The sequence below is a fragment of the Bacteroides intestinalis DSM 17393 genome (assembly GCF_000172175.1).
Lineage (GTDB): Bacteria > Bacteroidota > Bacteroidia > Bacteroidales > Bacteroidaceae > Bacteroides > Bacteroides intestinalis.
This window is the reverse complement of the sequence record NZ_ABJL02000001.1, coordinates 165,760-192,719: the sequence shown is the minus strand read 5'-3', so window position 1 is coordinate 192,719 and position 26,960 is coordinate 165,760. Positions and strand designations below refer to the sequence as shown.

Annotated in this window: 21 protein-coding genes and 1 pseudogene; 11 read left to right on the top strand and 11 right to left on the bottom strand. The window is 43.9% G+C overall.

The window, feature by feature from the left end; genetic code table 11:
- Window positions 1–65 precede the first annotated feature (65 nt).
- Both BACINT_RS00745 and BACINT_RS00740 read right to left on the bottom strand, forming a co-directional pair.
- Window positions 66–1,295: a DUF4934 domain-containing protein gene (locus BACINT_RS00745; protein WP_007659789.1), complete on the bottom strand. Its 1,230-nt coding sequence runs from the start codon at window positions 1,293–1,295 to the stop codon at window positions 66–68.
- A gap of 135 nt (window positions 1,296–1,430) precedes the next feature.
- Window positions 1,431–1,808: a ribosomal maturation YjgA family protein gene (locus BACINT_RS00740; RefSeq protein ID WP_021968326.1), complete on the bottom strand. Its 378-nt coding sequence runs from the start codon at window positions 1,806–1,808 to the stop codon at window positions 1,431–1,433.
- Between the two features lie 363 nt (window positions 1,809–2,171).
- On the opposite strand from BACINT_RS00740, the pseudogene BACINT_RS24705 reads away from it, so the two are divergent.
- Window positions 2,172–2,698 (top strand): annotated as a pseudogene (locus BACINT_RS24705) (DUF6266 family protein); the annotation flags it as partial.
- Between the two features lie 7 nt (window positions 2,699–2,705).
- Here BACINT_RS24705 and BACINT_RS00730 read toward each other — a convergent pair.
- The 7 genes from BACINT_RS00730 to BACINT_RS00700 form a co-directional block, all read right to left on the bottom strand.
- Entirely contained in the window at window positions 2,706–4,808 is a 2,103-nt protein-coding gene (locus BACINT_RS00730; RefSeq protein ID WP_007659786.1) for a ComEC/Rec2 family competence protein, read from the bottom strand.
- A gap of 57 nt (window positions 4,809–4,865) precedes the next feature.
- Entirely contained in the window at window positions 4,866–5,516 is a 651-nt protein-coding gene (gene rpe / locus BACINT_RS00725; protein WP_007659779.1) for a ribulose-phosphate 3-epimerase, read from the bottom strand.
- Window positions 5,517–5,579: 63 nt separating this feature from the next.
- Window positions 5,580–5,765, bottom strand: a complete 186-nt coding sequence (locus BACINT_RS00720; protein WP_007659777.1) for a hypothetical protein — start codon at window positions 5,763–5,765, stop codon at window positions 5,580–5,582.
- Window positions 5,766–5,984: 219 nt separating this feature from the next.
- Window positions 5,985–6,578: an RNA polymerase sigma factor gene (locus tag BACINT_RS00715; protein ID WP_007659775.1), complete on the bottom strand. Its 594-nt coding sequence runs from the start codon at window positions 6,576–6,578 to the stop codon at window positions 5,985–5,987.
- Between the two features lie 198 nt (window positions 6,579–6,776).
- The gene (gene fmt, locus BACINT_RS00710) at window positions 6,777–7,748 is read right to left on the bottom strand and encodes a methionyl-tRNA formyltransferase (protein WP_007659773.1); all 972 of its coding nucleotides are present in this window, start codon (window positions 7,746–7,748) and stop codon (window positions 6,777–6,779) included.
- 11 nt (window positions 7,749–7,759) lie between these two features.
- The gene (locus BACINT_RS00705) at window positions 7,760–9,550 is read right to left on the bottom strand and encodes a chloride channel protein (RefSeq protein ID WP_007659771.1); all 1,791 of its coding nucleotides are present in this window, start codon (window positions 9,548–9,550) and stop codon (window positions 7,760–7,762) included.
- Window positions 9,551–9,688: 138 nt separating this feature from the next.
- On the bottom strand, window positions 9,689–10,252 hold the full coding sequence (locus tag BACINT_RS00700) for an L-threonylcarbamoyladenylate synthase (protein WP_007659770.1): 564 nt from the start codon (window positions 10,250–10,252) through the stop codon (window positions 9,689–9,691).
- Between the two features lie 80 nt (window positions 10,253–10,332).
- Between BACINT_RS00700 and BACINT_RS00695 the strand changes: the two genes are divergently transcribed.
- The 5 genes from BACINT_RS00695 to aat all read left to right on the top strand — a co-directional run bounded on the left by BACINT_RS00695 (window position 10,333) and on the right by aat (window position 15,244).
- Complete coding sequence (locus BACINT_RS00695) at window positions 10,333–10,767, top strand: acyl-CoA thioesterase (protein WP_007659768.1); 435 nt, start codon at window positions 10,333–10,335, stop codon at window positions 10,765–10,767.
- 214 nt (window positions 10,768–10,981) lie between these two features.
- A complete protein-coding gene (locus BACINT_RS00690; RefSeq protein WP_007659767.1) occupies window positions 10,982–11,701 on the top strand; it encodes a hypothetical protein in 720 nt (239 codons plus the stop codon).
- 346 nt (window positions 11,702–12,047) lie between these two features.
- Window positions 12,048–12,356 (top strand): ATP-dependent Clp protease adaptor ClpS, encoded by a 309-nt coding sequence (locus BACINT_RS00685; protein ID WP_007659766.1) that lies wholly within the window; start codon window positions 12,048–12,050, stop codon window positions 12,354–12,356.
- A gap of 16 nt (window positions 12,357–12,372) precedes the next feature.
- Window positions 12,373–14,601: an AAA family ATPase gene (locus tag BACINT_RS00680; RefSeq protein ID WP_007659765.1), complete on the top strand. Its 2,229-nt coding sequence runs from the start codon at window positions 12,373–12,375 to the stop codon at window positions 14,599–14,601.
- 4 nt (window positions 14,602–14,605) lie between these two features.
- Window positions 14,606–15,244 (top strand): leucyl/phenylalanyl-tRNA--protein transferase, encoded by a 639-nt coding sequence (gene aat / locus BACINT_RS00675; protein ID WP_007218822.1) that lies wholly within the window; start codon window positions 14,606–14,608, stop codon window positions 15,242–15,244.
- Between the two features lie 13 nt (window positions 15,245–15,257).
- Here the strand turns inward: aat and yaaA are convergent, their stop codons facing one another.
- Window positions 15,258–16,022, bottom strand: a complete 765-nt coding sequence (gene yaaA, locus BACINT_RS00670; RefSeq protein ID WP_044154563.1) for a peroxide stress protein YaaA — start codon at window positions 16,020–16,022, stop codon at window positions 15,258–15,260.
- A gap of 222 nt (window positions 16,023–16,244) precedes the next feature.
- On the opposite strand from yaaA, the gene recJ reads away from it, so the two are divergent.
- A complete protein-coding gene (gene recJ, locus BACINT_RS00665; protein ID WP_007659763.1) occupies window positions 16,245–17,960 on the top strand; it encodes a single-stranded-DNA-specific exonuclease RecJ in 1,716 nt (571 codons plus the stop codon).
- 102 nt (window positions 17,961–18,062) lie between these two features.
- On the top strand, window positions 18,063–19,988 hold the full coding sequence (locus tag BACINT_RS00660) for a RecQ family ATP-dependent DNA helicase (RefSeq protein ID WP_007659762.1): 1,926 nt from the start codon (window positions 18,063–18,065) through the stop codon (window positions 19,986–19,988).
- A 51-nt stretch (window positions 19,989–20,039) separates the two neighbouring features.
- Here BACINT_RS00660 and BACINT_RS00655 read toward each other — a convergent pair whose 3' ends face one another.
- Window positions 20,040–20,840: a M48 family metallopeptidase gene (locus BACINT_RS00655; protein ID WP_007659761.1), complete on the bottom strand. Its 801-nt coding sequence runs from the start codon at window positions 20,838–20,840 to the stop codon at window positions 20,040–20,042.
- Between the two features lie 195 nt (window positions 20,841–21,035).
- Between BACINT_RS00655 and BACINT_RS00650 the strand changes: the two genes are divergently transcribed.
- The 3 genes from BACINT_RS00650 (at window position 21,036) to BACINT_RS00640 (ending at window position 26,949) form a co-directional block, all read left to right on the top strand.
- Window positions 21,036–21,992 carry a tetratricopeptide repeat protein gene (locus BACINT_RS00650; RefSeq protein ID WP_181990179.1) on the top strand — a complete coding sequence of 319 codons (957 nt, stop codon included), beginning with the start codon at window positions 21,036–21,038 and terminating at the stop codon, window positions 21,990–21,992.
- Between the two features lie 4 nt (window positions 21,993–21,996).
- Entirely contained in the window at window positions 21,997–23,712 is a 1,716-nt protein-coding gene (locus BACINT_RS00645; protein ID WP_007659759.1) for a DUF6377 domain-containing protein, read from the top strand.
- 201 nt (window positions 23,713–23,913) lie between these two features.
- Window positions 23,914–26,949 (top strand): SusC/RagA family TonB-linked outer membrane protein, encoded by a 3,036-nt coding sequence (locus BACINT_RS00640; RefSeq protein ID WP_232288730.1) that lies wholly within the window; start codon window positions 23,914–23,916, stop codon window positions 26,947–26,949.
- The last annotated feature ends 11 nt before the right edge of the window (window positions 26,950–26,960 follow it).

Here is a 26,960-nt window from a genome sequence, read left to right as displayed (position 1 = left end):
CTAATTATCAAAGAAATACATTTTTGTCCACCCCAAAAGGGGTGGACAAGAATACATGCCATTTTTTATTTGGGTACTGTAATAGCTACTATCGGATTAGAATCATCCGTCAATTCTTTCAATACTGAGAGCTTGTCATTTTCCGCAGCTTCGGGATTTTCTTCCAGCCATTCCAGTACAGTTCCGGAGTCTATAATCATTCCATATTCTCCCTTCATACTACATGCTTTAGGACGAAAAGCCATAAATCCGTTCAAGTCATCCGTTATGCCATCTGCTTCGGCATACATACGGGTGGTCTTTGCTTTCCGGTCATAAATGCCATTGAATGTCTTGGGATCTGAATATAGTCCCTGAATACACTGGAAGAAGACATTGTCTTTTGTTTCAAAGATACAGCCTACCAACAAGCGATTTTCGTTATCTTTAGAATCGGTACGCGCCTCTGCTCCCCAATGCCATTTACCGGTAGCGAATGCAATATAAGGAACCAGACCATTCCTCTCCACAGTATAGATCGTATCGTTAAAACTCTCTTTAAACCGTACTTCTCCATCACTCTTCCATAAGAAAGGAATACCTGTAATACTTGCCGAATTTTCCCCATCTTTAAAGTTACTCAAAACAATAGCCGCATTGCCTTGCTTGATCACACTGATGCTGGCAATATCCTGCACGCCCTTTTCCGGCAATACCGGAAATAGACTGGGAACCGTATCTACCTGTTCGCCCGCTTCGTTGAAAAACAATAATGAACGGGCATTGTATCCCATAGCCAGATTATTATAATGTCCGATCACCAATGAATCTGTAAAACAAAAATCTCCCGGTGAGGCCGGAGGGGTAGGAATAGTCAGTTTACCGCGATACTTTCCCTGCATATCATATTTTTGCAAAGTAGCAGGGCGACGCATAAAGTAAAGCAGTCCGTCCACATCATTATACGTAGGTGCCGGTCCTGAATATGCTTCCGGATCTTCTCCCACATGACCAACCTTAGTTAAGAACTTGCCTGTTTCCTTATCAAACAAGAAACAGTTTTTTCCTGAGACAACCGCAATCTGTTTATCCAGCAACAGAATATTCGGATTCCCACCTATCAGGCATGAATCAGTGGTTTCCAACAAAACATAACGCACATCGCTTCCCAATTCCGAAAGTTTCAACTCGGCAGGCTTTTCCATAGCACCTGCCACATCAATCGAGCATAATCCATCTGCAGAGGATTGCGGAGTACCGGTACAAGCAGCCATCAGACAAACCAGACCTGTGGCGTATAACCATCCTTTTCTCATAATTCTTAGTGTGTTTTCAGATTCAACATTTATAACATCTCTGCAAATAAACTAATATTTTTAGTTTTATAACTAAGTTTTATCGTTAAAGAACTAAAAAGACCAATTAAAATAGGGATTCACAAGGAATGGGCACTACTTCTTTATAAAAAACAGAGGCACACACCCCACTGCATAACAAACAATATCCCACCACGAAAATGACGTACCTAATACGACCTTTGCTAACGTACAATCTTGTAATCCCAACACAGTAATAATCTGAAAGTACTGGAACGCTTCAATGCAACAAGCAAACAGGAATATCCATAACGGTAGTCCGCGCAAAGGTTCAGTGATAAATATACGCGCAAAACAGTATATCAGTATCACTACCAATACATCACCCATATAGGGACGTATAAAGGCATCGCGGACAAAAAGAGCTATTAGCGTTTCAACAATAAACAGTCCGATAAAACAGATGGCATAAAACCAACGGCTTCCAATAAATGTAGTATTCTTAGTATTCATAAATTCTTTTGTCGTAATAATACCTGTAAAAATATCATTTATTTTCTTACAACTTATATTTTCAGATGAGAAATGTGAATGAAATTCTATAGTATGAACAATATCCGAGATATACTTGCTCCATACATTTCCCACTCAGAGGTACCTCTACATGGAGAAAAAACGGTCTTAATATGGAGCTGGTATGTCTTAAGTATAGAGAGGGATAAATGATATACCGGAAAAATAAATCTTCCGGTAAATTCAGAATAACTAAGCAAAACGCTGCAATTAAACGCAAAAATAACCGGCATGATGACAAAAGTGCTTCTTTTCCATACTTTCACACCCTAAACAAAAACAATAATTTAAAGAGAAAACATTATGGGAAGTATCAAAAAAGACATCCTCGGAGGTGTCTCCGGAAAAGTAGGAACAATAGTAGGTGTTCACTGGAAATCAAACTATTATATACGTGCACATGCTGCCAAAGTCAGCAACCCTCGTACCCCAAAGCAGCAAGAACAACGAGGAAAATTTGCTATGGCATTCAGTTTTTTGAGAATAATCAAACCTTTCATACGTATCGGTTATAAAGAATTCACAGGAGAAAAATCAGCGTATAACGCCGCTATGTCCTATATGCTGAAGAAGGTGATTCTAAATAAAGGAAAAGAAAAAATGTTTTTAACTGGAAGGATAATAGCGGCACGGGCAATGCAGAAGACACAGACATAGCTATGGTTCTGGCGTACAACAAAGACAAAGGAATGGCTGTCTATGACACCGAAGCCGATTTTCGCCAGGACGGAACTGCCGAACTAATGATTCCTGATGAATGGCAAGATGATGAACTGATAGCTTATCTCAGTTTTCGTAGTGCTGATGGTAGCAGCGTAGCAAATAGTGTGCGTATGGTTACAGAGGAATACAAAGCGCTCCCCTCTCTTTCAAAGAAATACAAGGAATAGCCAAACGGGAGCAATCCTCTCTAAGAATGTCACTGTGATAATCAGAAAGGGAAGTATCCAGAATAACAGTCCGAATACGGAACAAGGTAGTTAGTTCTTCGATGCGTCCTTTATAACCTTTAGAAATATACAGATAATCAATAGTTAAAGGATGACTCGAAATTTTATTCCGCCAGCGGGCATCGTGAAGCAAACAAATTCGCTTGCCGGCATAAGAAACAATATGGTTATGGAAAGCCAAACCGGAGGTAGCATAATCACCGGTCAATACTTCGGGAGTGGAAAGACGCTGATGATTCCAGTTCGGAGAAAGCGCACGATACAAACGGGATACATCCGGCAAGCTATCGGCACAGGCCAACCAGGACTTCCCATTAGCGGCAAGGCAATGGACAGCAGGACAGTTACGCACGTTATAAAAGGCAATACAGCACTGAGGTACAGGCGAACTAACCAAAACTGTATGATAAGTAGTAAGAAGAAGCAAACAACACAAAGAAAAATAGATACTACGGGAGGTACGAACAGAAAAATTCCTGAACAGAGACAAAAGAAAAATATAAAACAACATTATTTCCCAACATTCCGTCCAGAGTCCATCAATGGAAGACATGGGAAATTGTTCTATACGGCGTAGAACATTATTCTGGCTACTTAGTAATATATTGACAACAGATGCAAATCCTTGCTGCAGAAAAGGGAAAGGAGTCAGAATAAGCATAAAAACAGCAGAATATAAAATCAACGTTACCATAGGAATTACCCACAAGTTCGTTAGCAGAAAATGAGTTGAGAAACGGGAGAAATAAAGAATAACCAAAGGAGCCGTACCAATTTGCGCAGCAATAGAAACTGTCAACAGGCCCCAAATGTAACGAGGAATACGATATCGTACGGAAAGTAAATTATAAAGTTTGGGTTGAATGAGTAAGATAGAAGCTACTGCAACAAAAGATAATTGAAAACCGACATCAAACAGCCAAAGCGGATTATAAAGCAGCATCAGAAAAGCAGTAGCAGCCAGAGTATTCAGTGTTAACGGTTTCTCCGGTTGCAGACTGGATATCGCTAATAAAGAAAACATGATAACAGAACGTACTACAGAAGAAGACAGTCCCGTTAGGAAGGCAAATCCCCATAAAAAAAGAATAATCAGAAAAAGCCCGAAAGGCTTAAAGTAACTCCACCGCTTCCAAATAAGAGACAAAAGAAAAAAGAGTAAAGCATACAAAAAACCGATATGAAGCCCCGAAAGAGCCAGCACATGACTGGCACCTGTTATTGAATAAGTCTCCCGGATGTCTTCACTCAGGTTTTCTTTGTCGCCAACCGTGAGAGCGGAAAGTACAGCCAGATTATCTCCCTGAAAGCCTAAATGACGATAGATTCCCAACATTTTTTCCTGATAATCCGAAACTATCTGACGGAGAGTACGAGAAGCATCATGCCCCACTATCCGCCAATGTCCGGCAGGGATATAAGCCGTACCAGTACCACCTTTACGGACAAGATAACGTATATAATCGAATTCATCAGGATTGCCATTATTAACCGGGGGAGTAAGTCGGGTGCGCACCCACAATCTATCTCCCCGGCTCAATGAAGCAGTAGTAGAATCTTTCGGGAAATAGAATAAGAAAGTATGCTCACGATCACTTCTCTGCACAGCCCCTTTTTCCACTCTCCCTTCTAACTGAACCCGACATAAAAGACTTTTTTCCTTCATTTCCGGTTGTTCACTGATAACTGCCTGGTAGACCGCTGCATCACCTGAAAAAGGAAAAACCACACGATGCAAACGCTCCCCTGATATGCCGGCACCTAAACCGAAGCAACAAAGAAATACAGAAAGACCATACAACCAATGAATTCGATATTTACCGGAAAGAAAATAAGCGAAAAAGAGTAAAAGGAAACCTGCCAAACAAATCCATACAGGAGAAAACGTGGAAAACAAATAAGACGTCTCTTCGGGAATATTTAAGGAAAGCTCTGCACGCTGATGGAAGAAGTATGCATCTCCGCATATAATACCACCTGTCAACGGCATCAAAAGTCGTAAGAAAGGATGCCGTTGCAGGGTGTTGTTTATCAACTGAATGTAAAGTTAGAGTTCTTTTAACGAATGTATCATCCCTTCGGGATCAGGAGCGGCAAAGACCGCATTTCCTGCAACCAGTGCATCAGCACCGGCAGCCACCAGACGGGCACCTGTTTCCAGGTTCACACCGCCATCCACCTCGATCAGCGCTTTTGAACCGGTACTATCTATCAGAGCACGCAATTCACGTACTTTCTCAATGGTATGTTCTATGAATTGCTGTCCGCCAAAGCCGGGATTTACACTCATCAGCAGCACCATATATACATCCTGGATAATATCTTTCAGCATAGCTACAGGAGTAGCAGGATTCAGCGTCACAGCAGGTTGCATACCGGCTTCACGTATTTGTTGCACTACCCGGTGCAGGTGCGGACATGCTTCGAAATGCACGTTCATGGTGTGTGCCCCCAACGCTTTCACTTCATGAATGAATTTCTCGGGTTGTACTATCATCAGATGTACATCCAAAGGCTTCTTTGAAATCTTTGCCACGTACTTCAATACGGGAAAGCCGAAAGATATATTGGGAACGAACACACCGTCCATAACATCAATATGTACCCAGTCGGCTTCACTGCGGTTCAGCATTTCCAGGTCCTTTGCCAGATAAGCGAAATCTGCGGACAAGATTGAAGGAGCTATGATTGGTTTCATAATACACTACATTTTACAGATTATATATAGATATAACGTACAAATGTAGATAAAAGATTTCATTCATCCTAATATTATCCCCTGCAAGCCTTGCGGAAGCTGAGATACAATCCGGTAATTGCGGGCCAGACTACGAAGAAAATCCAAAGTTTTCTCGGAAGGCTGCGGACGTTCACCGGATATTGTACCACCGGATGTACGCGGTTTTACGGATGAAGAAGAAAAGGAAGGAGTAGTTTTTTTATCCATAGGCTCATTGAATTAAAAATTGATAATTAAAAATTAAAAGCTGAAGTCACAGGCTACCCGTCATGAAATAGGAGTTCCTTTATATGATAAGAACGTGAGAGAAAGAAAAATAGTATACGAGAAACTATAAAAAATATGAGTTTTGTAGACAAACCGCCCGAGCATAATGTAAAACCACTATGCCCGGGCAAATCCGTGAGTTAAATTGAATAAAATATTTTAGTTTACGGTCAAGGCTATTCCATATTTTTCCGCCATCCGTCTCAGGTTTAAAATGGCATAACGCATCCGCCCCAAAGAAGTATTGATACTGACTCCCGTCATCTCAGCTATCTCCTTGAAACTGAGATCTTGATAAAAACGCATATGTACGACCTCACGTTGTTCGTCCGGCAAGTGCTTTATTAAACGACGCACATCTGAAAGGATCTGATGGTTTACGATTTCAGATTCAACCGTCCCTTCGGACAAACGGATATTGTTCAGTAAATTCCGTTCTTCTTCATCGCAAGACACCAGATTCTCCTGTTTTTCCTGACGAAAACAGTCGATAATAAGATTATGAGCAATACGGGTCAACCAAGCAGGAAATTTACCATTTTCATTGTAACGCCCTTGCTGAATAGTGACAATAGCTTTTGTGAAAGTTTCCTGAAATATATCTTCCGCCAGTTCTTCATTACGTACCGTGTAATAGATATACGCATAAAGACGGTCCTTATAACGGTTCAACAGGATATCGAATGCCTCGTTATTACCTTGTGCATAAAGGGCTACCAACGTTTCGTCAGTAGCATTTGTTTGCTTTTTCATTACGTGTGTTTTTAGATTTCAGCGTAATGTATTCCGATAGGCATTCAATGTTTAGTAGTTAATAATGTGCAAAGAAAGGAAAATTTTGGGAAAGGAACAAAAATATAAGCAATAAGTTACGAGCTACGAGCTACAAGCTACAAGTTGCTACGCTATCACTCTGCATAGCACTTGTAGCTTGTAACTTGTAGCTCGTAACTATTTCATTCTGAACTCTTCGGTCAACCGGAAGCCACGCAAAAGTTCATCTGTCTTCAGACGCTTCTTGCCGGGAAGCTGCAAGGCATGTATATCAATAAAGCCGTCTGCCGCAGCCACATGGATATAAGTTTTGCCATCTGTCAGCAAAGTACCGGGAGCTAATTCATGGGACTTTAATATCTTTTTTGTCTCAAATATCTTCACAACTACCGCTTCTCCATCGGATTGAACCAGTTCTGACCAAGCAGTCGGATAAGGAGACAAACCACGGATAAAATCATAAATACGTTTGACTGGTTGATTCCAATCGATGCGGCATGTATCTTTAAAAATCTTCGGTGCCGGTCGCAACTCGCCTACAATCGCCATTTCTTCCTGTGGAATAGGTTTCACAGCATCATTCAATATTGCATCCACCGTTTCAGTTACCAGTTTTCCACCAAGCATCATCAGCTTATCGTGTACAATGCCTACATTATCTGTATCTGCGATAGGAATACGCACTTGCTGAATCACTTCGCCTGTATCAATCTCATGACGCAGGAAAAAAGTCGTGATTCCCGTTTCTGTATCACCATTGATAACTGCCCAATTAATGGGAGCTGCTCCCCGGTATTGGGGCAAAAGAGAAGCATGAAGATTGAAAGTTCCCAAACGCGGCATATTCCACACCACCTCGGGCAGCATACGGAAAGCAACCACTATCTGCAAATCGGCTTTCCACTCACGCAGAGCTTCGACAAAAACCTCATCTTTCAGTTTTTCCGGTTGCAATAAAGGAAGATTCTGTTCCAGTGCATATTGCTTCACAGGAGAGAATTGAAGTTTATGTCCCCTACCCGCCGGTTTATCAGGCATGGTGATGACTCCTACTACATTATATCCGCCTTCTACCAAACAACGCAAGGACTCCACTGCAAAATCCGGAGTACCCATGTAAACAATCCGTAAATCTTCTTTCTTCATCATATAAAAACTTTTTAATCTTCAGAGAAATGTACCAATACCTGACGGTATGAGTTGAATATCTTAGACTTGGAGACAAATCCCAAATAATGTCCTTCTTCATCTACTACAGGAAGGTTCCATGCTTTCGTATCATCAAATGTACGCATCACCTGCTCCATGCTATCCGTATCATACAGACGTGCGGGGATAGCCGTCATCAGTTTCCCTACTGTGAAACGATGATATAGTTCTTGCCTGAACATGATATTCCGGATATCGTCCAAGGTGACAATTCCAATCAATATCCCACTCTTATCCGTTACAGGGAATATATTACGCCGTGAAGCCGAAATAGCCTTCACCAACTCACCCAAATCCATTTCAGGATGAACCACAACAAAATCTTTCTCCACGACATTCTCTACTTTCATCAGGGTAAGTACCGCTTTATCCTTATGATGGGTTAGCAATTCTCCCTTTTTGGCCAAACGCATGGAATAAATACTATGAGGTTCGAAAACTATAATCGTCAGATATGAACTGGCAGCTACAATCATCAGCGGCAGGAAAAGGTCATATCCTCCCGTCAGCTCGGCTATCAGGAAGACTCCGGTCAGCGGGGCATGCATGACACCACTCATCACCCCTGCCATACCCATCAAGGCAAAATTCTTTTCGGGTAAATAGTACGAGAAATCAAACTTATTACTGAAAAAGGCAAAGACGAAGCCTGCAATACAACCCAGATACAAAGAGGGTGCAAAAATACCACCGCAACCCCCACCACCGTTTGTGGCACTGGACGCAAACACCTTAAACAAAATAATCAGCATCAGATAAAGCAGTAGCAAATTACCGTGTCCATAAAAGAATGAGTTGTTCATGACTGTATCCCAATCAGCATTGGAAGTACCGTTCAGCAATAATTCAATAGTGTCGTAACCTTCACCATAGAGCGGCGGAAAAAGAAATATCAGGATACTCAGCATAATACCACCTAAAGCCAATTTCTGGTAAGGGCCTTTCAGTTTGCCGAAAACGCCTTCTACAGAATTCATGGCACGGGTAAAGTAGAGTGAAACCAGTCCGCAGAAAATACCCAGCATGATAACGTAAGGAATGCGCTCCATCTCGAATGCCTGATCTAGATGAAATTTAAACATTGCTTCCGTTCCGGTAGTGATATAAGAAACCGTTGCAGCTGTCACCGCAGAAATCAGCAACGGAAGCAGAGAGGTCATAGTCAGGTCTATCATAAGCACTTCCAGCGTAAACACTAATCCTGCAATAGGTGCCTTGAAAATACCTGCAATGGCACCGGCAGCCCCACAACCCACCAAAAGCATCAAAGTACGGTGCTCCATTTTGAAGACACTTCCCAGATTGGAACCAATAGCAGAGCCTGTCAGTACAATAGGTGCCTCGGCTCCTACCGAACCACCAAAACCAATGGTTATGGAACTGGCAATCACAGACGACCATGTATTGTGCCGCTTAATCCGTCCTTGCCGACGGGAAATGGCATAAAGGATTTTTGTAACTCCATGACTGATGTCATCCTTCACAACATAGCGCACAAACAAGCCTGCCAGAAATATTCCCACTACCGGATAGACTAAATAAAGGTAGTTAGCCTCCGTCGTATTGAAATTATTCGTCAGAAAATTCTGTATCCAGTGTATCAACATCTTCAGTATCAAAGCCGTAATAGCCGTAAAGATACCTACCAGAAAACTGAGTATCAGGATAAACTGTTTTTCCTTTATATTCTTTTCACGCCATAAAAGGAAACGCTGAAACAAACTTCTCTTCTCTTTTTCCATATACCTATATTTACCATTCTAAACGAAATAAAGAATTTACTCTCATATCTATTTAATAAGAGAGAAAATTCTTCGACAAGCTCAGAGCATAAGTGAACTTATAGAGATAAGACCAACAATAGCTTATAGCCCGTTATCTTATTCCCGAATAATTTTTATAACGCCACCTTTATCCAGTTTTATAATGCTGGATGGTTTCGGATGTCCCATTTCTTCCTGTCGATAGCCTACCACATAGTCGACCATGGACTTAAGTTCTTCTGTGATCTCACTATAATTTGCCGGTGAAGGTTGCCCGCTGATATTAGCTGACGTAGAAACAATCGCCTTACGAAACTGTTGACAGAGATGTTTTGAGAATTCTTCATTCGTCACCCGGATACCTACACTGCCATCTTCGGCAATCAGATTGGATGCCAGGTTTCGTGCACCGGAATAAATGATTGTCAGCGGTTTGTCTGCCACCTCAATCAAATCCCAGGCTACTTCCGGCACATCCTGCACATAGAAGTCCACCTTTACAGGAGAATCGACTAACACAAGCATCGCTTTACTGTCCGAACGCTGTTTTATCTGATACACTCGCCGCACAGCTTCTTCGTTGGTAGCGTCACAACCTATGCCCCAAATGGTGTCGGTGGGGTACAGAATGACTCCGCCTTCGTTCATCACTTGACAGGCTTTTTTAATATCTTCTATCATTTCTTGGTGTATAAATACAGTGATTAACACGCAAAAGTAGTATTTTTGCACGGATTAATAGAAAAGTTTAAGAGAAAACAATGGAAGAAATTCAATTTAACCACACCCTGCCCATACAACTACGATTTAATGATGTCGATAAATTCGGCCACGTGAATAATACGGTTTATTTCTCTTTCTATGATTTGGGAAAAACCGAGTACTTTGCTTCCGTATGCCCGGACGTCGATTGGGAGAAAGACGGCATTGTCGTCGTACATATAGAAGCGAACTTCCTTGCACAGATTTATGGTTCGGATCATATCGCTGTACAAACAGCCGTTACTGAAATCGGCACCAAAAGTTTTCATCTCGCACAGCGGGTGATTGATACGGAAACACAGGAGATCAAGTGCATATGCACCTCCATTATGGTAGCTTTCAATCTTGAAAAGCATGAATCTAAACCTCTGGAGGAAGAATGGATTCGGGCAATCTGTAAATATGAAGGAAGGGATTTAAGAAAGAAAAAATAAAAAAATAGAATACAAGAAGTCCCCTTCTACTGCACCATTCCTTTATACATAAGGGCTGCATGTGAAGGGGATTTCTTATACATAGCGACAAGCTCCTGTTTTCTAATAAAACACTATTAGTCAATCCCATACAAATCATTAATTTGGATAACACAAATATATTGTATAGTTTTGTTGTACGCATACTGCATATGACATAAAAGCGACTAATATTATGAAAAAACAAAAACTTTCCTTTCCCACACTGCTGCAAGCTGGTTGCTCTGCTATTTTATTTATCAGTTGCCTACTGCCTTGGCTAAACATCACATCACCACAAGAGTTTTTAAGAGGAGAATTCAGTCTTATCAATATGCCTGTACAAACAGTGAGTGATACAGGAATAATGACTAACACATTCCCGCCGGTAGGTTCAATTTTCGACTATTACCGAATAGTGCTCTATGTTATTCTCTTCTTTATCTTCATCAACATATTTATTCAACTCATAAAAAAGATTCCCCTTTTTACATGTTACTCATGTCTGCTTCCAACATGTTTCAGCTATCTCTTTTGGGCAAGAGTAGCAGACTGTGGAAATTATCTTGAATGTGCAGGAATCGGCCTTTATCTGACTAACATATTTGGTACAATTGCCATTGCAGCCGCATGGACGGATCTTGGAAGAAATTATGAAATCCATAGAAAATTGTTCAGTTTCTGTTGGAAATGGAGTATGCTATGCTTCGTGCTTCCAATCATTCTAATTCCCCTTTCCGGTTTTCTTAGAATTCAGACTTTCGATATTCATATAATCCAGCAAATAGTATTCGCATTTACTACAGTTTGCTTCATTATCTGGGCAATAGGAATCATGCAAATACCATTTTTAATATATGTAAAAATCGTAAATCAAATATCAAAACAAAAAAATCATCAAGTGAGACACTTTTGATTAAAAAGTCATTAAATCATTCACTTTGTATAACCATAGAGTTAACCCCACACGGTAACTCCATTTACACACCAAGGTAAAGGTCGTTACATACCGAGGTAAATGGCGTTACAATAAGGGGTAAAGACCGTTACATGCGGCAGTAAATGCTTTTACACCTTGAAGTAAACAACTGGTAAATGTTATCAATCGATTATCAACAAACTATAAAAATCTCATCAGTAATATTTAATTTAGTCCTATACAGATACGAATACACAGGCAATAATCGAACATATTGCTACAGTAAGTTTAATACTCGTATACAGCCTTAATCTGCCTCTTTTTTCATAAATTTGCCCCCATTATGGAACAGCAACAATCATCTTTCAAAGAAAAGGAACGTACAGATCTACGCGAACCACAGCACTTCAAGGTGATCATCTTTAACGATGACTTCACCACGATGGAGTTTGTCGTCAAGATACTTACTACCATATTCTTTAAATCGGCAGCAGAAGCAGAAACGCTGATGCTACAGGTACACAAGAGTCAATCAGCAGTGGTAGGCATCTATACATACGACATTGCACAATCGAAAGTACAGAAAGCCACCCGTATGGCACGCGAAGAGAATTTTCCACTCCGGCTCACCGTTGCGCCGGAAGAAGAATAAGAATTAGGAGAAGATTATGGATATACAAAATACAGTGCATGTGAACAGCGCATTCACCTATGCACAAAAAAAAGCGATATCTTATCGCCATGAATTTATCACACCTGAGCATTTGCTGAGTGCATTTCTGGAACAGAGTCCCTTTGCCAATGCTTTAAATATGTGTTTCTGTGATACCCAGGAACTTGCTTTCTCTTTAGAGAATTATTTCACGGAAGAACTGGAAAGCGTTCCCGCAGACATGGATTATGAACTGGAAGTTTCAACCCAGCTCAACGAACTGATACAACATGCCTATCTGATGATAGACTATTCAAGTGCTGAAGCATTGAACGTCCCCCATTTAGTGCAAAGCATGCTCCAGCTCAAGGACTCCTGGGCATGCCATATCCTGAAAGAAGCTCTTGAAGAAGATCTACCCGAATTTATCAGCCAACTCATCTCCCGATATGAAGAAGTGGAGGAAGAAGACAATCTGCAAACCTCTCCACAGGAAAAAAGTGAGCCCTGGCGAAACTTTGTAACTTGTCTGAATGACTGTCTGCAAGACCACAATCCACTCATCGGACGGGAAGCTGAACTGGAACGAACCATCCAGGTGCTCTGTCGCAAAGAGAAAAACAATCCGCTGCATGTAGGCGAACCGGGCGTTGGCAAAACCTCCCTCGCTTACGGACTCGCTGCCCGCATCGAAGCACGTGAGGTCCCCGAACGACTCCTCGACTGCCGTATCTATGAACTGGATTTAGGTACTCTACTGGCAGGTACGCAATACCGGGGTGACTTTGAAAAACGCCTGAAAACCATTATGGAAGGTGTCCGCAATGAAGGACGTGCCATCATCTATATCGACGAGATACACAATCTGATAGGTGCCGGACGTACAGGAGACGGCTCCATGGATGCATCCAATATGCTGAAACCTTATCTGGAAAGCGGAGACATCCGTTTCATCGGTTCTACTACTTACGAGGAATACAACCGTTACTTTGCCCGCAGCAAGGGGTTGGTGCGCCGCTTCCAACAAATAGATATACATGAACCGAGCATTGAGGAAACCATCCATATTGTAGAAGGACTGAAAGAAAAATATGAAGAATTTCATGGAGTAACCTATCAACCTGATGTAATCCCTTACGCCGTCAAAGCAAGTGTCCGCTATATCAGCGACCGCTTTCTGCCCGACAAGGCTATCGACTTGGTGGATGAAGCAGGAGCTTACCGCGAAATTCACCCTATACCTTCCGGAGAGCAAATTGTGGACAAGACATTGATAACCGATGTACTCGCCCGTATCTGTAAAGTAGATGCACTCGCCATGAAAGAAGAAGATACCACCTCACTGGAAACTTTGCATGCACGTATCAGTGCCAAAATTTACGGTCAGGAAGAGGCAGTGCGTCAAGTAGTGGAAGCCGTACAAATGTCCAAAGCCGGACTGCTGGATGAAAACAAACCGCTGGCAAGCCTGCTCTTCGTCGGTCCTACCGGAGTAGGTAAAACCGAAGTAGCCAAAGTGCTGGCCTCCGAACTGGGTATTTCCTTGCAACGTTTCGATATGAGCGAATATACCGAGAAGCATACCGTAGCCAAATTAATCGGTTCACCCGCCGGATATGTAGGTTATGAAGACGGTGGTTTATTAACCGACGCCATCCGCAAAACTCCCAACTGCGTACTGCTGCTTGATGAAATAGAGAAAGCCCATCCCGATGTATTCAACATCCTGCTACAAGTAATGGACTATGCTGTTCTTACGGATAATAAGGGACGAAAAGCCGACTGCCGCCACGTTGTACTTATCATGACTTCAAATGCCGGTGCACAATTTGCCCGTCAGGCATCTATTGGATTCAGCAGTCAGATTACAGCCGGGGAAGCCATGTTGAAACAGGTCAAGAAGACCTTCAAGCCGGAGTTTATCAACCGTCTGTCCGCTACTGTCGTTTTCCACGATATGAGTCGGAAAATGGCCTCACTTATCCTCGACAAGAAGCTTGGGGAACTGAGCAGCAAGCTTGCCTCACGCCAGATAGAGATGGGACTGAGCCCGGAAGCCCGCAACTGGTTATTGCAACGTGGATTCCTACCCGAATATGGCGCCCGCGAAATGGACCGTGTGATAGCTTCGCATCTGAAACCACTCCTGATGCGCGAAATCTTATTCGGTTCCTTAAAATCCGGCGGTAAAACTTGCATACAGGTAGACAAAGATCAGTTAGTCCTACAACTCTCAACAAAGTGATACTATGGTCTTTGCACTAACTGACGAAATTACATTTCCCGATCCGCACTACGGTGATCCGGACGGATTGTTGGCAGTAGGCGGTGACCTGTCGACCGACCGCCTCATCCTGGCTTACTCTAACGGGATATTCCCCTGGTACACTTTTCAGGAGGGAATGATACAATGGTGGTGCCCGCTGGAACGCTTCGTCATTTTCCCCGACGAAATCCATATCTCCCACTCCATGCGAACGCTCATAAACAAAGGGAAGTACGATGTCACTATCAATCAGGCTTTCGATGAAGTCATCCGTAAGTGCGGAGAACTGAGGATGGATATGGAAGGCGCCTGGCTCGGTCCGGAGATGATAGAGGCTTACACACTTCTGCATGAACAGGGCTTTGCCGCCAGCGTGGAAATATGGGAAGGGGAACAGTTAGTAGGCGGACTCTATGGAGTCACCTTGGGGCGATGCTTTTTCGGTGAAAGTATGTTTTCACTGGTTCCCAGTGCATCCAAGTTAGCCCTCATCCACTTGGCACAATTCTTCGGAGAGCATGGCGGCGTACTGATAGACTGCCAGTTCGAAACTCCCCATCTGAAATCAATGGGAGGAAGATATATCAGCTACGAAGAATACATGGAGCTTTTGCAATCATAGCCACCTCCGCTGATCACACCAGCGTAAATTGCAAGTGCTCATCCGTACTGCGCCCTTCATCGTAAGCGAAGCCCTCCCACGTAAAAGCTCTCAAGTCTTCGGGATTTTCAATGCGATTTTTAATAATATAGCGTAGCATTTCCCCGCGGCACATCTTGGCATATATCACAATTGTCTTTAGCTGCCCGCCTTTCCATACCTGGAATTCGGGAGTAATGACACGGACTTCTTCTTCTACTCGTTTCCAGTCGAACAGATCTCTCATCTCACCACTGGCAAGATTAACGAGTATGCCACCCTGACGTTTGATATCCGCTATAAAATAATCCGTCAGCAAAGGTTTCCAGTAATCAAACATAGTCATCCCTCCCCTTTCGGGCAGGCGTACATCTCCTTCCATACGATAAGGCTTTATCCCGTCCAGCGGACGAAGCAGTCCGTACAGAAAGGAAGTGATACGCATGTGTTCCTGAGCGTAACGAAAATCATCTTCGGAAAAATCTTTCGGCATTATACGTTTGAACACCGCACCGGTATAGGCACAGATAGCGGGCATTGCAGAATTTGCCTCCGAAAAGAAATCCTGATAGCGCAGATAATTCTCAGCGGCAATCTTGGAATTTATACGTAGCAGACGTTCCAGGTCAGCAGCTGAAAATTGCCCCATATCCAAGGCATTCTGTACTGCTTCCGCCTGAAAATACGGAACGGTTATTTCAGGGACTCCTACAGATATACGTGCCGTCATCGTTTTGGCACAAGAGATGAATGTCAACATATCACGTTCAAAGTTTTTTGGGAAACAAAGATAATGCAAATCGAATGCAGAACTTTCATATTCGTATGAAAAAGTTTTGCGCAAAGTTTTTCCGCATAATCGTCCTCTATTTCCATACTTTTTCGTACTTTTACGCCTTGTTGGAAAAATATAGGCTTTTCCCGAGAGAAACGAAACCTGTTCCAACCACGAGACTGAAAAAAGGAAAAAACAATATATAAAATGACTCACAAATGGAATTATCAACCCATTACACCCGAACAGGTAGAGACAAGCCAAAAGTTGGCCCAAGAATTAGGGATTAGCCCGATTCTTAGCGGATTATTGGTGCAGCGGGGAATAACGAAGGCACAGGATGCCAAGAAGTTTTTCCGCCCGCAATTGCCCGACTTGCACGACCCATTCCTGATGAAAGACATGGATGTGGCCGTGGAACGCCTTAATAAGGCAATGGGAAAGAAAGAGCGTATTCTGATTTATGGTGACTATGATGTAGACGGTACTACTGCAGTGGCATTGGTCTACAAGTTTATTCAACAGTTCTATTCGAACATTGACTATTACATCCCCGACCGCTACAACGAAGGCTACGGGGTATCTACCAAAGGGGTAGACTATGCCGCGGAAACCGGTGTAGGATTGATTATCGTACTGGATTGCGGCATCAAAGCTGTAGAGGAGATCACCTATGCCAAAGAAAAAGGCATTGACTTCATCATCTGCGACCATCATGTGCCCGACGATGTACTTCCACCTGCCGCCGCCATCCTGAACGCCAAGCGTTTAGATAATACGTATCCTTACGAGCACCTTTCCGGTTGCGGCGTAGGCTTTAAATTTATGCAGGCATTTGCCATCAGCAATGGCATTGAGTTCCATCACCTCATTCCACTGCTCGACTTGGTTGCCGTAAGCATCGCCTCGGACATTGTTCCCATCATGGGAGAAAACCGGATACTTGCTTTCCATGGATTGAAGCAATTGAACAGTAATCCCAGTGTAGGCTTGAAAGCGATCATCGACGTATGCGGACTGACGGAAAAGGATATTACCGTCAGCGACATCGTGTTCAAGATAGGCCCACGCATCAATGCCTCCGGACGTATCCAAAACGGAAAAGAAGCTGTCGACCTGCTGACAGAGAAAGATTTCTCCATGGCTTTGGAAAAAGCCAATCAAATCAATCAATACAATGAAACCCGGAAAGACCTCGATAAGACCATGACCGAGGAAGCCAACCAGATTGTAGCTGACCTGGAAGGACTGGCAGACCGCCGCTCCATCGTGTTATACAACGAGGATTGGCACAAAGGTGTTATCGGTATCGTTGCCTCCCGCCTGACGGAGATTTATTATCGCCCCGCGGTAGTACTGACCCGTACGGATGATATGGCAACAGGTTCCGCCCGTTCCGTATCTGGTTTTGACGTGTATAAGGCGATTGAATATTGTCGTGATCTGCTGGAAAATTTCGGTGGCCATACCTATGCAGCCGGTCTTTCGATGAAAGTGGAGAATGTTCCCGCCTTTACCGAACGCTTCGAGGAATTCGTTTCACAGAACATCCTACCGGAACAGACAAGTGCGGTCATAAATATCGATGCAGAGATAGATTTCAGGGATATTTCTCCGAAATTCTTTAATGACCTGAAGAAATTCAATCCTTATGGTCCGGATAATCCGAAACCGATATTCTGTACGCATAATGTCTATGATTACGGTACCAGTAAAGTAGTGGGGCGTGATCAGGAGCATATCAAGCTGGAACTGGTAGACAACAAATCGAATAATGTAATGAACGGCATCGCCTTCGGACAAAGTTCGCATGTACGTTTCATCAAAACCAAGCGTTCGTTTGATATCTGCTACACCATTGAAGAGAATACCCATAAACGGGGCGAGGTACAGTTGCAGATAGAGGATATTCAACCTAATTAGTTTGAGAAGTTGAGAGTTGAGAATGGAGAGTTGAGAGTTACCATACGGTTTGACTACTCACTTTCCACCTTCAACTCTCAACTTCCCATAATACCACACCCTATGACTGCGCAGCCTAACTCTCAACTCTCCATTCTCAACTCTCAACTTCTCAAAGAGTACTGGGGATATGATAACTTCCGGGGCATACAGGAAGACATCATCAATAGCATTGGCGAAGGCAAAGACACCCTAGGGCTGATGCCTACGGGCGGCGGAAAGTCCATCACATTCCAGGTGCCTGCACTTGCCAAAGAGGGGCTTTGCATAGTTATTACTCCTCTGATTTCTCTGATGAAAGACCAAGTACAGAACCTGAAAAAAAGAGGAATCAAAGCACTTGCCATCTACTCCGGAATGTCCAGGCAAGAGATTATCGTCACGCTGGAAAACTGTATTTTCGGCAATTATAAATTCCTGTATATATCGCCCGAACGGTTGGATACGGAAATCTTCCGCACCAAGCTACGGAAAATGAACGTTAGCATGATAACCGTTGACGAAAGCCATTGCATTTCACAATGGGGATATGATTTCCGTCCTGCCTATCTGAAGATAGCCGAAATACGTGATCTCCTACCCGGTGTCCCTGTGCTGGCACTGACTGCAACCGCTACTCCGGAAGTCGTGAAGGACATCCAGGCGCGGCTGTGCTTCCGGCAGGAAAATGTTTTTCGCATGAGTTTTGAACGAAAGAACCTTGCCTACATAGTCCGCAAAACAGAAAATAAGACCGGAGAACTTCTTCACATCCTACGCCGTATGCCGGGTAGTGCCATTATTTACGTACGCAATCGTCGGCGAACCAAAGAAATCACCGAACTTTTAATTAACGAAGAGATTACCGCCGACTTCTACCATGCCGGTCTGGATGATGCCACCAAGGATATACGTCAGCATCGCTGGCAGACAGGAGAAAGTCGTGTAATGGTTGCCACCAATGCTTTCGGCATGGGTATCGACAAACCCGATGTACGTATCGTAATCCACCTCGATTTGCCGGACTCTCCCGAAGCTTATTTCCAGGAAGCAGGACGTGCAGGACGTGACGGCAACAAAGCGTATGCCGTAATACTCTATGCCAAATCGGACAAAGTCACCCTTCATAAACGTATCCCGGACACCTTTCCGGAGAAAGACTACATCAAACAGGTATACGAACATCTGCAATATTATTATCAGATGGCAATGGGAGACGGTTTGGGATGTGTCAGAGAGTTCAATCTGGAAGACTTTTGCCGGAAGTTCAAATACTTCCCTGTACCTGCCGACAGTGCATTGAAGATTCTGACGCAAGCAGGATATCTGGAATATACCGACGAACAGGACAATGCCTCCCGTCTTTACTTCACCGTCCGCCGTGATGAACTGTATAAATTACGCGAACTGGGAGAGGATATGGACAAACTTATTCAAATCGTTCTGCGCTCTTACACCGGAGTATTCACGGATTACACCTTTATCAACGAGAATTCACTTGCGGTACGTAGCGGATTAACGCGACAACGGGTGTACGACTTGCTGATACGTCTATCCAAGATGCGTGTCATCGACTATATTCCACATAAAAAGACACCTTATATCATATACACACGCGAACGCGTAGACAGGCAACATCTGCAAATCTCCCGCAGCATATACGAGGAGCGTAAGGAGCGTTATGAAGCCCGCATTCAGGCAATGGTAGATTATGTAACGACCGAAACCGTTTGCCGCAGCCGTATGCTTCTACGCTATTTCGGAGAGAAGAATGAGCATAACTGCGGAATATGCGATGTCTGCCTCAGCCACCGTGCCGAGACTCCCGGGCTTTCCTCCCAACAAATAAAAGAAGAAATTAAAGAATTGCTTCGCAAGCAACCTCTGACACCTGCCGATATTGCCTCACAAATAGAAGCAGATAAAGAAATTATCTCTCAATGCATCCGCGAATTGCTGGAAGATGAAGATCTGAAGGCGGAGAACGGCATAATAAGTCTGAAGGCATAATAAAGGGCGTACAGTGAATGCACACCCTTCTCCTTATGATATCAATAAGAATTATTCCGTTACTGCCGGCTTCTCAATACCCTCGCTGGTTGCACGTTCTTCCATACGCTGGATACGGGCATCCAAATCAGGATGAGTAGAGAACAGTTGATTCAGCTTACTACTTTTCTGTGCACCGGCTTCTTCCTGCAATTTCTTCAGCTTTTGGAAAGATAAAGCCATTGCCCAGGGATTCTTACCATGACTTTTCAGGAATTCATATCCATAGTCATCAGCACTTCTCTCCTGCTTCTGTGAATATGTAGAGTTTACCAGAGCCTCACCCAGGTCACCCAACTGAGAATCAGATAACTTAGCTGCTGTACCACCTTGTGAAGAAATACCATCCTTCAAAGCTGAAGTCAGCAATGCCGTACGGAACCCATTCTTAGAGTCCTTGTGTGCCACGTGACCTACTTCATGACCGATTACACCCAGCAATTCATCATCCGTCATGATATCCATCAAAGACGAGAAAATGCGCACACTACCGTCAGCACAAGCAAATGCATTGACATCTATCACATAATAAACTTTGAAGTTCAAAGGAATTCCCTCCACATCCGTCAAACCTTCAGTCAGCTTTTTCAGACGAATTGTATACTCATTATCGTCGGCACATACCTGATTATGTGTATCCATCCAGTCGATATACTCTTTTACATATTCTGCCATCTGAGCATCAGTCAGAGTAACAGCTTTAACAGCTTTAGCCGCACCTTTCAGTGCTTTCACATTAAACTGAGCCATTGCAGGCATTGTCATGGCCATACATAACATAAAGAAGGCCCACTTCATGAAAGTCTTTTTCATTCTTGTGTCTTTAATTTAGAAATGATGATTAATTAATATAATTGATAAATGTATCGCAAAATAACAAATTTTAAATGATACCATCAATAATAACACGGATGTTTTTTCTTTTTAGGTCGAATTCTTGATATGGAAACGAGATTTTTCACTAAGTTTGCAAAAAGAATAAAAACAAAACACCTAAGAAATACAGATATTATGGGATTCTTTAAATCTTTCTTCTCCGGCAAACAAGAAAAACCGGAAACTGAAAAACAGAAAAACGATCAAAAGAACTTCGAGATATTTAAGTATGACGGCATGCGTGCACAGCGCATGGGGCGTCCCGATTATGCAATTAAATGCTTCACGGAAGCCCTTGCCCTTCAGGAAGACTTTGAAACCATGAGCTACCTGAGCCAGGTTTACATCCAAACCAATGCCCTCAGCGAAGCACATGAACTGCTGGAACGCATGGCAAAACAGGAACCGGACCATACCTCCACTTTCCTCACCCTTGCCAACGTATGTTACCTGCAAGAAGACTATCAGGCAATGGCAGACGCCGCACAAAAAGCTATTGAAATAGAAGAAGGAAATGCCATGGCACACTATCTTCTGGGCAGAGCCAAGCAAGGTATGGACGACGGTATCATGAGCATCGCCCATCTCACCAAAGCTATCGTACTGAAAGACGACTTCACCGAAGCCCGCCTGCTGCGTGCCGAAGCCTTAATCAAGATGCAGCAATACAAGGAAGCTACCGAAGATATCGACGCTATACTCTCCCAAGATCCCGATGAAGAAGCTGCATTACTGCTCCGCGGTAAAGTGAAAGAAACAACGGGACAGCAGGAAGAAGCCGAAACCGATTATCGCTATGTAACAGAATTGAATCCATTCAACGAACAGGCTTTTCTTTGCCTGGGACAACTTTATATCGTCCAGAAGAAGTATCCCGAAGCTATCGCACTCTTTGACGAAGCCATCGAACTGAATCCTAATTTCGCACAAGCCTATCATGAACGCGGTCGCGCCAAGTTGCTGAATGGTGACACGGTAGGCTCTGCAGAAGATATGAAGAAAGGATTGGAGTTGAACCCCAAAGAAATCCAAGGAATCAGCGGACAATATGACAATCAGCCAAGACAAACGGACGTTTTAGGATTGTAGCGCCATGAAAAGCGGCCTCTTTATACTCATTGTATGCCTTCTTTTTCCTGCCTATGTCTGTGCGGACACTTCTAAACATGCTTTAGAAGAAAACAGGAAATTACTTCACTCTTTAGATAGCCTGCTGGAACAGCAGGATCTATTTGTCAGAGTAAAAGAGGAGCGCATCAAGCAATTGAAAATGCAGTATAGCCGGGTCAAAGATGTAAAGGAACTCTATGCCATGAATAGAATGGTCTATTTGGAGTATCGGGTTTATGATGCGGATTCCGCCCTACATTACATCAACAAGAACATACAACTGGCACAACAGACCAACAACCGTACCTGGGAAGTGGTCTCTTTGCTCGAACAATCATTTGTCCTCACCTCCTCCGGGCTACTGACCGAAGCCTTGAAAGCCGTCAGTGACATCCAACCGGAAGAATTACCCCAAAATCTCCGTTCCGAGTATTTTGGCAGGTTATGTACACTCTATTCCCGCCTCCGGGATTACTCCAGTGAGAACTCCCAACTGTCGGAACATTACAATAATCTCCAAAAGGCTTTCCGAGACTCGGTATACCTCACAGCCACTCCCGACGAATTGCGCTACTGGAACTGCCGGGCATGGCTCTACATGGGAACCCCGGAAATAGAACCCGTCAAACAAGCATTTGAGGAAAACAAGCAGACATTGTCTAACGACAGCCGCAAGTATTCCATAGCTACCTACAATCTCTCCGCCATCTACCGGAGTGAAAATAACGAGAGCAAATACCTGGAAAACCTCATTCTTTCGGCTATGGCAGACATACGGTCTGTCAACGGAGATATCGGCTCTTTGCAGGAAATAGCGGAATACCTATTTAAGCATGGAGAAATAGACCGCGCCTATAACTACATCCTCTATTGTTCCCAAAAAGCCATGCTTTTCCACAACCGGGTACGAATAGTCAAAATGTCTCATTTGCAAAACCAAATCTACAAAGCGTACCAGGAACAGAGCCGCACACAGCAAAAGCGTCTTCAAGCCTCCCTGATTGCCGTCAGTTTCTTATTTCTCGTACTGATCGGCGCCTTCCTGTTCATCCGCAAGCAAATGCGCCGGCTAAAAGAAGCCAACTTGAAGTTAGACAGTACAAACCAGAAGCTGTCTGTTAATATGGATGCCCTCTCTACGGCACATCAACGCCTGGAAGAAGTAAACATACAGCTAAAAGACTTGAATACGCAATTACAGGAAGTCAATGACCAGTTGCGGGAATCTAATTACGTAAAAGAAGAATATATCGGCTATGTATTCAACATCTGTTCCACCTACATCAGTAAGCTGGAAGAGTTTCGCAAGAACATCAACCGGAAACTGAAAGTAGGCCAGATAGAAGATGTAAAAGCAATGACAGACTCTTCCGCAACAGCCTCCAACGAACTGAAAGAGTTCTACCAGAATTTCGATACCATCTTCCTGCATCTCTATCCCGATTTTGTAGGTGACTTCAACGCCTTACTGCTACCCGAAGAGCGCATCGAACTGAAAGAAGGCGAACTGCTTAATACCGAACTGCGCATACATGCCTTGATAAGACTCGGCATCACAGACAGCGTGAAGATAGCGGACTTCCTCCATTGTTCCGCACAAACAGTTTATAACAACCGGCTTCGTACCCGGAATAAATCCATTATCCCGAAAGAAGATTTTATAAATGCTGTGAAAAAGCTCGGAAAATACAAAGCGTAAGCCCTGCTCTCTACTACCGATTCCATTCAAAGAGTTTACTTCCGAGCCTCTCATTTTCAGAAAGCAGCACTAATAATCAATCACTTATCAGTTTTAACAGTTTACTTTGCCTGTTTACCTCGCAGAGTAAGTAACCCTTATTGCGCATACCTTTGCCACAGAGATCCAAACTAAAAACTTATGTTAACTATTAAACGAATCATGAAAAGAAAAGAAAAACGCTCATGCAGACTCATTCTTGCCTGCTGCGCTTTGTTACTGTTCATTTCGGTAAATGCATTTGCACAACAGCAAGTCACAGTCACCGGAAATGTGAAAGATGAAAAGGGCGAACCCATCATCGGAGCTAATGTCATTGTGAAAGGCACTGGTACAGGAAGTGTCACCAATGTAGAAGGAGACTTTTCATTAGCAAATGTACAGAATGGCAGCACTCTTGAAATCTCTTTTATCGGCTATCTGAACCAGGATGTGAAAGTCAACGGCACGAAACCCGTCAGCATTATCCTGAAGGAAGACACTAAGATGCTGGATGAGGTAGTAGTGGTAGGTTATGGTGTGCAGCGCAAGTCGGATATGACAGGTGCAGTTGCTTCCGTAAATACCAAAACACTGGAGAATCGCCCGCAAACCAACATCATCCAATCTTTGCAAGGTGCCGTACCGGGCCTGAATATCTCAGTGACCGGAACCAATGCGGAAGGCTCTTCCACCAAGACCCGCATCCGCGGCGAGAACTCCATCACGGCAGACAACAAACCACTGGTTATTCTGGACGGTATTCCCTTTGATGGTCCCTGGTCCGAAATCAATCCGAACGACATCGAATCCATTGAAGTATTGAAAGATGCTTCTTCGGCTGCCATCTACGGTGCCCGCGGTTCGAACGGTGTCATCCTCATCAGCTCCAAGAGAGGTGAAAAAGGCAAACTGACCGTATCTTACGACACCTACATCACCATTGACAATCCTATCAACTTCCCCAACCTCATGAATGGAGCTGAATTCTGGAAGTATAAGACGGAAGCATTGAAAGATGCCAATACCACCCCGCCCACAGAAAGCAATCCCGAACCGTGGATGGGATCTATGACCGCCACAGAATTGCGTATGCACGAAGCCGGCATGGATACCGACTGGCTGGAGCTGGCAACCCGCACCGGTTTCAAGCAGCAGCACAACATCTCCTTCCGTGGTGGCGTCAACAAAACCAACTATTTTGTCTCGCTGAACTATACCGATGTGAAAGGTACTGCCGTAGGCAACCAATTCAAACGCTACAACATCCGTTTCAACCTCGATCAGGAGTTCACTTCCTGGTTTAAGTTCTCTACCAGTACCCAGTTGGGACGCTACGACCGAAGCGGCAGCAGCGCTTCTTTCTCCAGAGCATTCCGTATGAATCCCCTGGCAGAAGCTTATGACGAAGAAGGCAACATCCGTTCCGCCGCCTGGGAAGATTCCAGCGAAGCTTTCTCTGTAAACCCCTTAAGCAGCCTCAACAACAAGAGCAACGACATACGCTCTAAAGTCATCACCAACAACGTGGTAGAAATAAAGTTGCCGTTCGTCCCCGGACTCAGCTATAAGCTCAATACCGGCTATACGTACCAAAACAGCAGCTGGAAACAGTACCAAGGAATGGACACTTACTACGGCGCACGCTCCAATGGTATTCTGAACACCGACGACTGGCACTCACAAGAGTGGATTCTGGAAAACATCATCACTTATACCCGTGAATTCGGCAAGCACCGCATCTTCTTCACCGGTCTGTATTCTGCACAAAGCTACGAGAAAGAAGGCAACGGAATGGAAGGCAAAGACTTTCCGAACGACGTGATGTACTATTATCAGATATCCAAAGCCGCCACCATGTCCGGCAGCTCCAGCTATACCAAGCAAAACCATATCTCTCAGATGGCACGTCTGAACTACTCATACGACAGCCGTTACCTATTGACACTGACTGCACGCCGTGACGGTTACTCCGCATTCGGTAGCCAATCCAAGTTCGGTATATTCCCTTCCATGGCTATCGGCTGGAATATTTCCAATGAACATTTCTTTCAGACAAGCCCGTTGGCAAAAGTGGTAAGCAACCTGAAATATCGCCTGTCATGGGGTAAGAACGGTAACGAAGCAGTAGGCGCCTACACTACATTGCCTGACCTTTCCACCTTCAATTATCTGAAAGACGACCATACCCCAAACTACGGTTTCTATCCTTCCAAGCTGGCTTCTCCTTCGTTAGGATGGGAAACTACACAATCCATCAATACCGGTATCGACTTCCAACTGTGGAACGGACGTATCCAAGGAACATTCGACATGTACTGGTCGAAGACAAGCGACCTGTTGCTGAATCGCTCCATCCCCACCATCAACGGTACGGGAAACATTACCGAGAATATCGGTGAGACCAAGAACCGTGGTTTAGAGTTACAAATTACTTCCAACAACATTGCCAAGAAAGATTTCGACTGGTCCACTACTTTCAACCTGTCGCACTACAAGACAAAGATCGTAAATGTAGGTCTCTACGATGCCAACGGCAACCCTATGGATGATATCGGTTCCAGGTGGTTCATCGGCCAGCCCATCAACGTGAACTACGACTACCGCTTCATCGGTATCTGGCAGATCACCGACCCGTCTAATCCGAACGGACAGCAAGACCCGAACTATCGCTACTCCATCCCCGGATATATGAAGTACCATGACAAGGATGGTGTAAACGACATCACCCCAGCAGACAAGGAAATCATCGGCTCGGCAATTCCTAAAGTAACAATGGGTATGACGAATACTTTCCGATACAAGAATGTCAGTCTGAGCGTATTCCTCAATGCCCAACTGGGACAGACAGCCAATAACTGGCTTTACGACGTATCTCACAACTCCTATCGCCAGAACCGCCTCATGGTAGACTTCTGGACACCGGAGAATCCTACCAACAAGTACCCGAAAAACTCACTGGATACTTCTGTAAACCCGATGAGCGCAGGTTTCTACGAAAAGACCGACTTCCTCCGTGTGCAGGATGTCACGCTGGCCTACCGTGTTCCTCAGCGTTGGTTAAAGAAGATTTCCCTGAACCGCCTCGAAGTATATATGAACATCAAGAACCTGGCAACCTGGACAAGCTGGACCGGCCTCGACCCGGAATTTATCAGCGACCAACAGTCCACTCCGCAGGTACGTTCATTCACATTCGGTCTGAAACTTGATTTATAAACCGCTAAAAC

Excerpts from the sequence above, each read along its gene's own strand:
- BACINT_RS00745 (WP_007659789.1), bottom strand. The coding sequence starts at position 1,295 with ATGAGAAAAGGATGGTTATACGCCACAGGTCTGGTTTGTCTGATGGCT.
- BACINT_RS00740 (WP_021968326.1), bottom strand. The coding sequence starts at position 1,808 with ATGAATACTAAGAATACTACATTTATTGGAAGCCGTTGGTTTTATGCC.
- BACINT_RS00730 (WP_007659786.1), bottom strand. The coding sequence starts at position 4,808 with ATGCCGTTGACAGGTGGTATTATATGCGGAGATGCATACTTCTTCCAT.
- rpe (WP_007659779.1), bottom strand. The coding sequence starts at position 5,516 with ATGAAACCAATCATAGCTCCTTCAATCTTGTCCGCAGATTTCGCTTAT.
- BACINT_RS00720 (WP_007659777.1), bottom strand. The coding sequence starts at position 5,765 with ATGGATAAAAAAACTACTCCTTCCTTTTCTTCTTCATCCGTAAAACCG.
- BACINT_RS00715 (WP_007659775.1), bottom strand. The coding sequence starts at position 6,578 with ATGAAAAAGCAAACAAATGCTACTGACGAAACGTTGGTAGCCCTTTAT.
- fmt (WP_007659773.1), bottom strand. The coding sequence starts at position 7,748 with ATGATGAAGAAAGAAGATTTACGGATTGTTTACATGGGTACTCCGGAT.
- BACINT_RS00705 (WP_007659771.1), bottom strand. The coding sequence starts at position 9,550 with ATGGAAAAAGAGAAGAGAAGTTTGTTTCAGCGTTTCCTTTTATGGCGT.
- BACINT_RS00700 (WP_007659770.1), bottom strand. The coding sequence starts at position 10,252 with ATGATAGAAGATATTAAAAAAGCCTGTCAAGTGATGAACGAAGGCGGA.
- BACINT_RS00695 (WP_007659768.1), top strand. The coding sequence starts at position 10,333 with ATGGAAGAAATTCAATTTAACCACACCCTGCCCATACAACTACGATTT.
- BACINT_RS00690 (WP_007659767.1), top strand. The coding sequence starts at position 10,982 with ATGAAAAAACAAAAACTTTCCTTTCCCACACTGCTGCAAGCTGGTTGC.
- BACINT_RS00685 (WP_007659766.1), top strand. The coding sequence starts at position 12,048 with ATGGAACAGCAACAATCATCTTTCAAAGAAAAGGAACGTACAGATCTA.
- BACINT_RS00680 (WP_007659765.1), top strand. The coding sequence starts at position 12,373 with ATGGATATACAAAATACAGTGCATGTGAACAGCGCATTCACCTATGCA.
- aat (WP_007218822.1), top strand. The coding sequence starts at position 14,606 with ATGGTCTTTGCACTAACTGACGAAATTACATTTCCCGATCCGCACTAC.
- yaaA (WP_044154563.1), bottom strand. The coding sequence starts at position 16,022 with ATGTTGACATTCATCTCTTGTGCCAAAACGATGACGGCACGTATATCT.
- recJ (WP_007659763.1), top strand. The coding sequence starts at position 16,245 with ATGACTCACAAATGGAATTATCAACCCATTACACCCGAACAGGTAGAG.
- BACINT_RS00660 (WP_007659762.1), top strand. The coding sequence starts at position 18,063 with ATGACTGCGCAGCCTAACTCTCAACTCTCCATTCTCAACTCTCAACTT.
- BACINT_RS00655 (WP_007659761.1), bottom strand. The coding sequence starts at position 20,840 with ATGAAAAAGACTTTCATGAAGTGGGCCTTCTTTATGTTATGTATGGCC.
- BACINT_RS00645 (WP_007659759.1), top strand. The coding sequence starts at position 21,997 with ATGAAAAGCGGCCTCTTTATACTCATTGTATGCCTTCTTTTTCCTGCC.
- BACINT_RS00640 (WP_232288730.1), top strand. The coding sequence starts at position 23,914 with ATGAAAAGAAAAGAAAAACGCTCATGCAGACTCATTCTTGCCTGCTGC.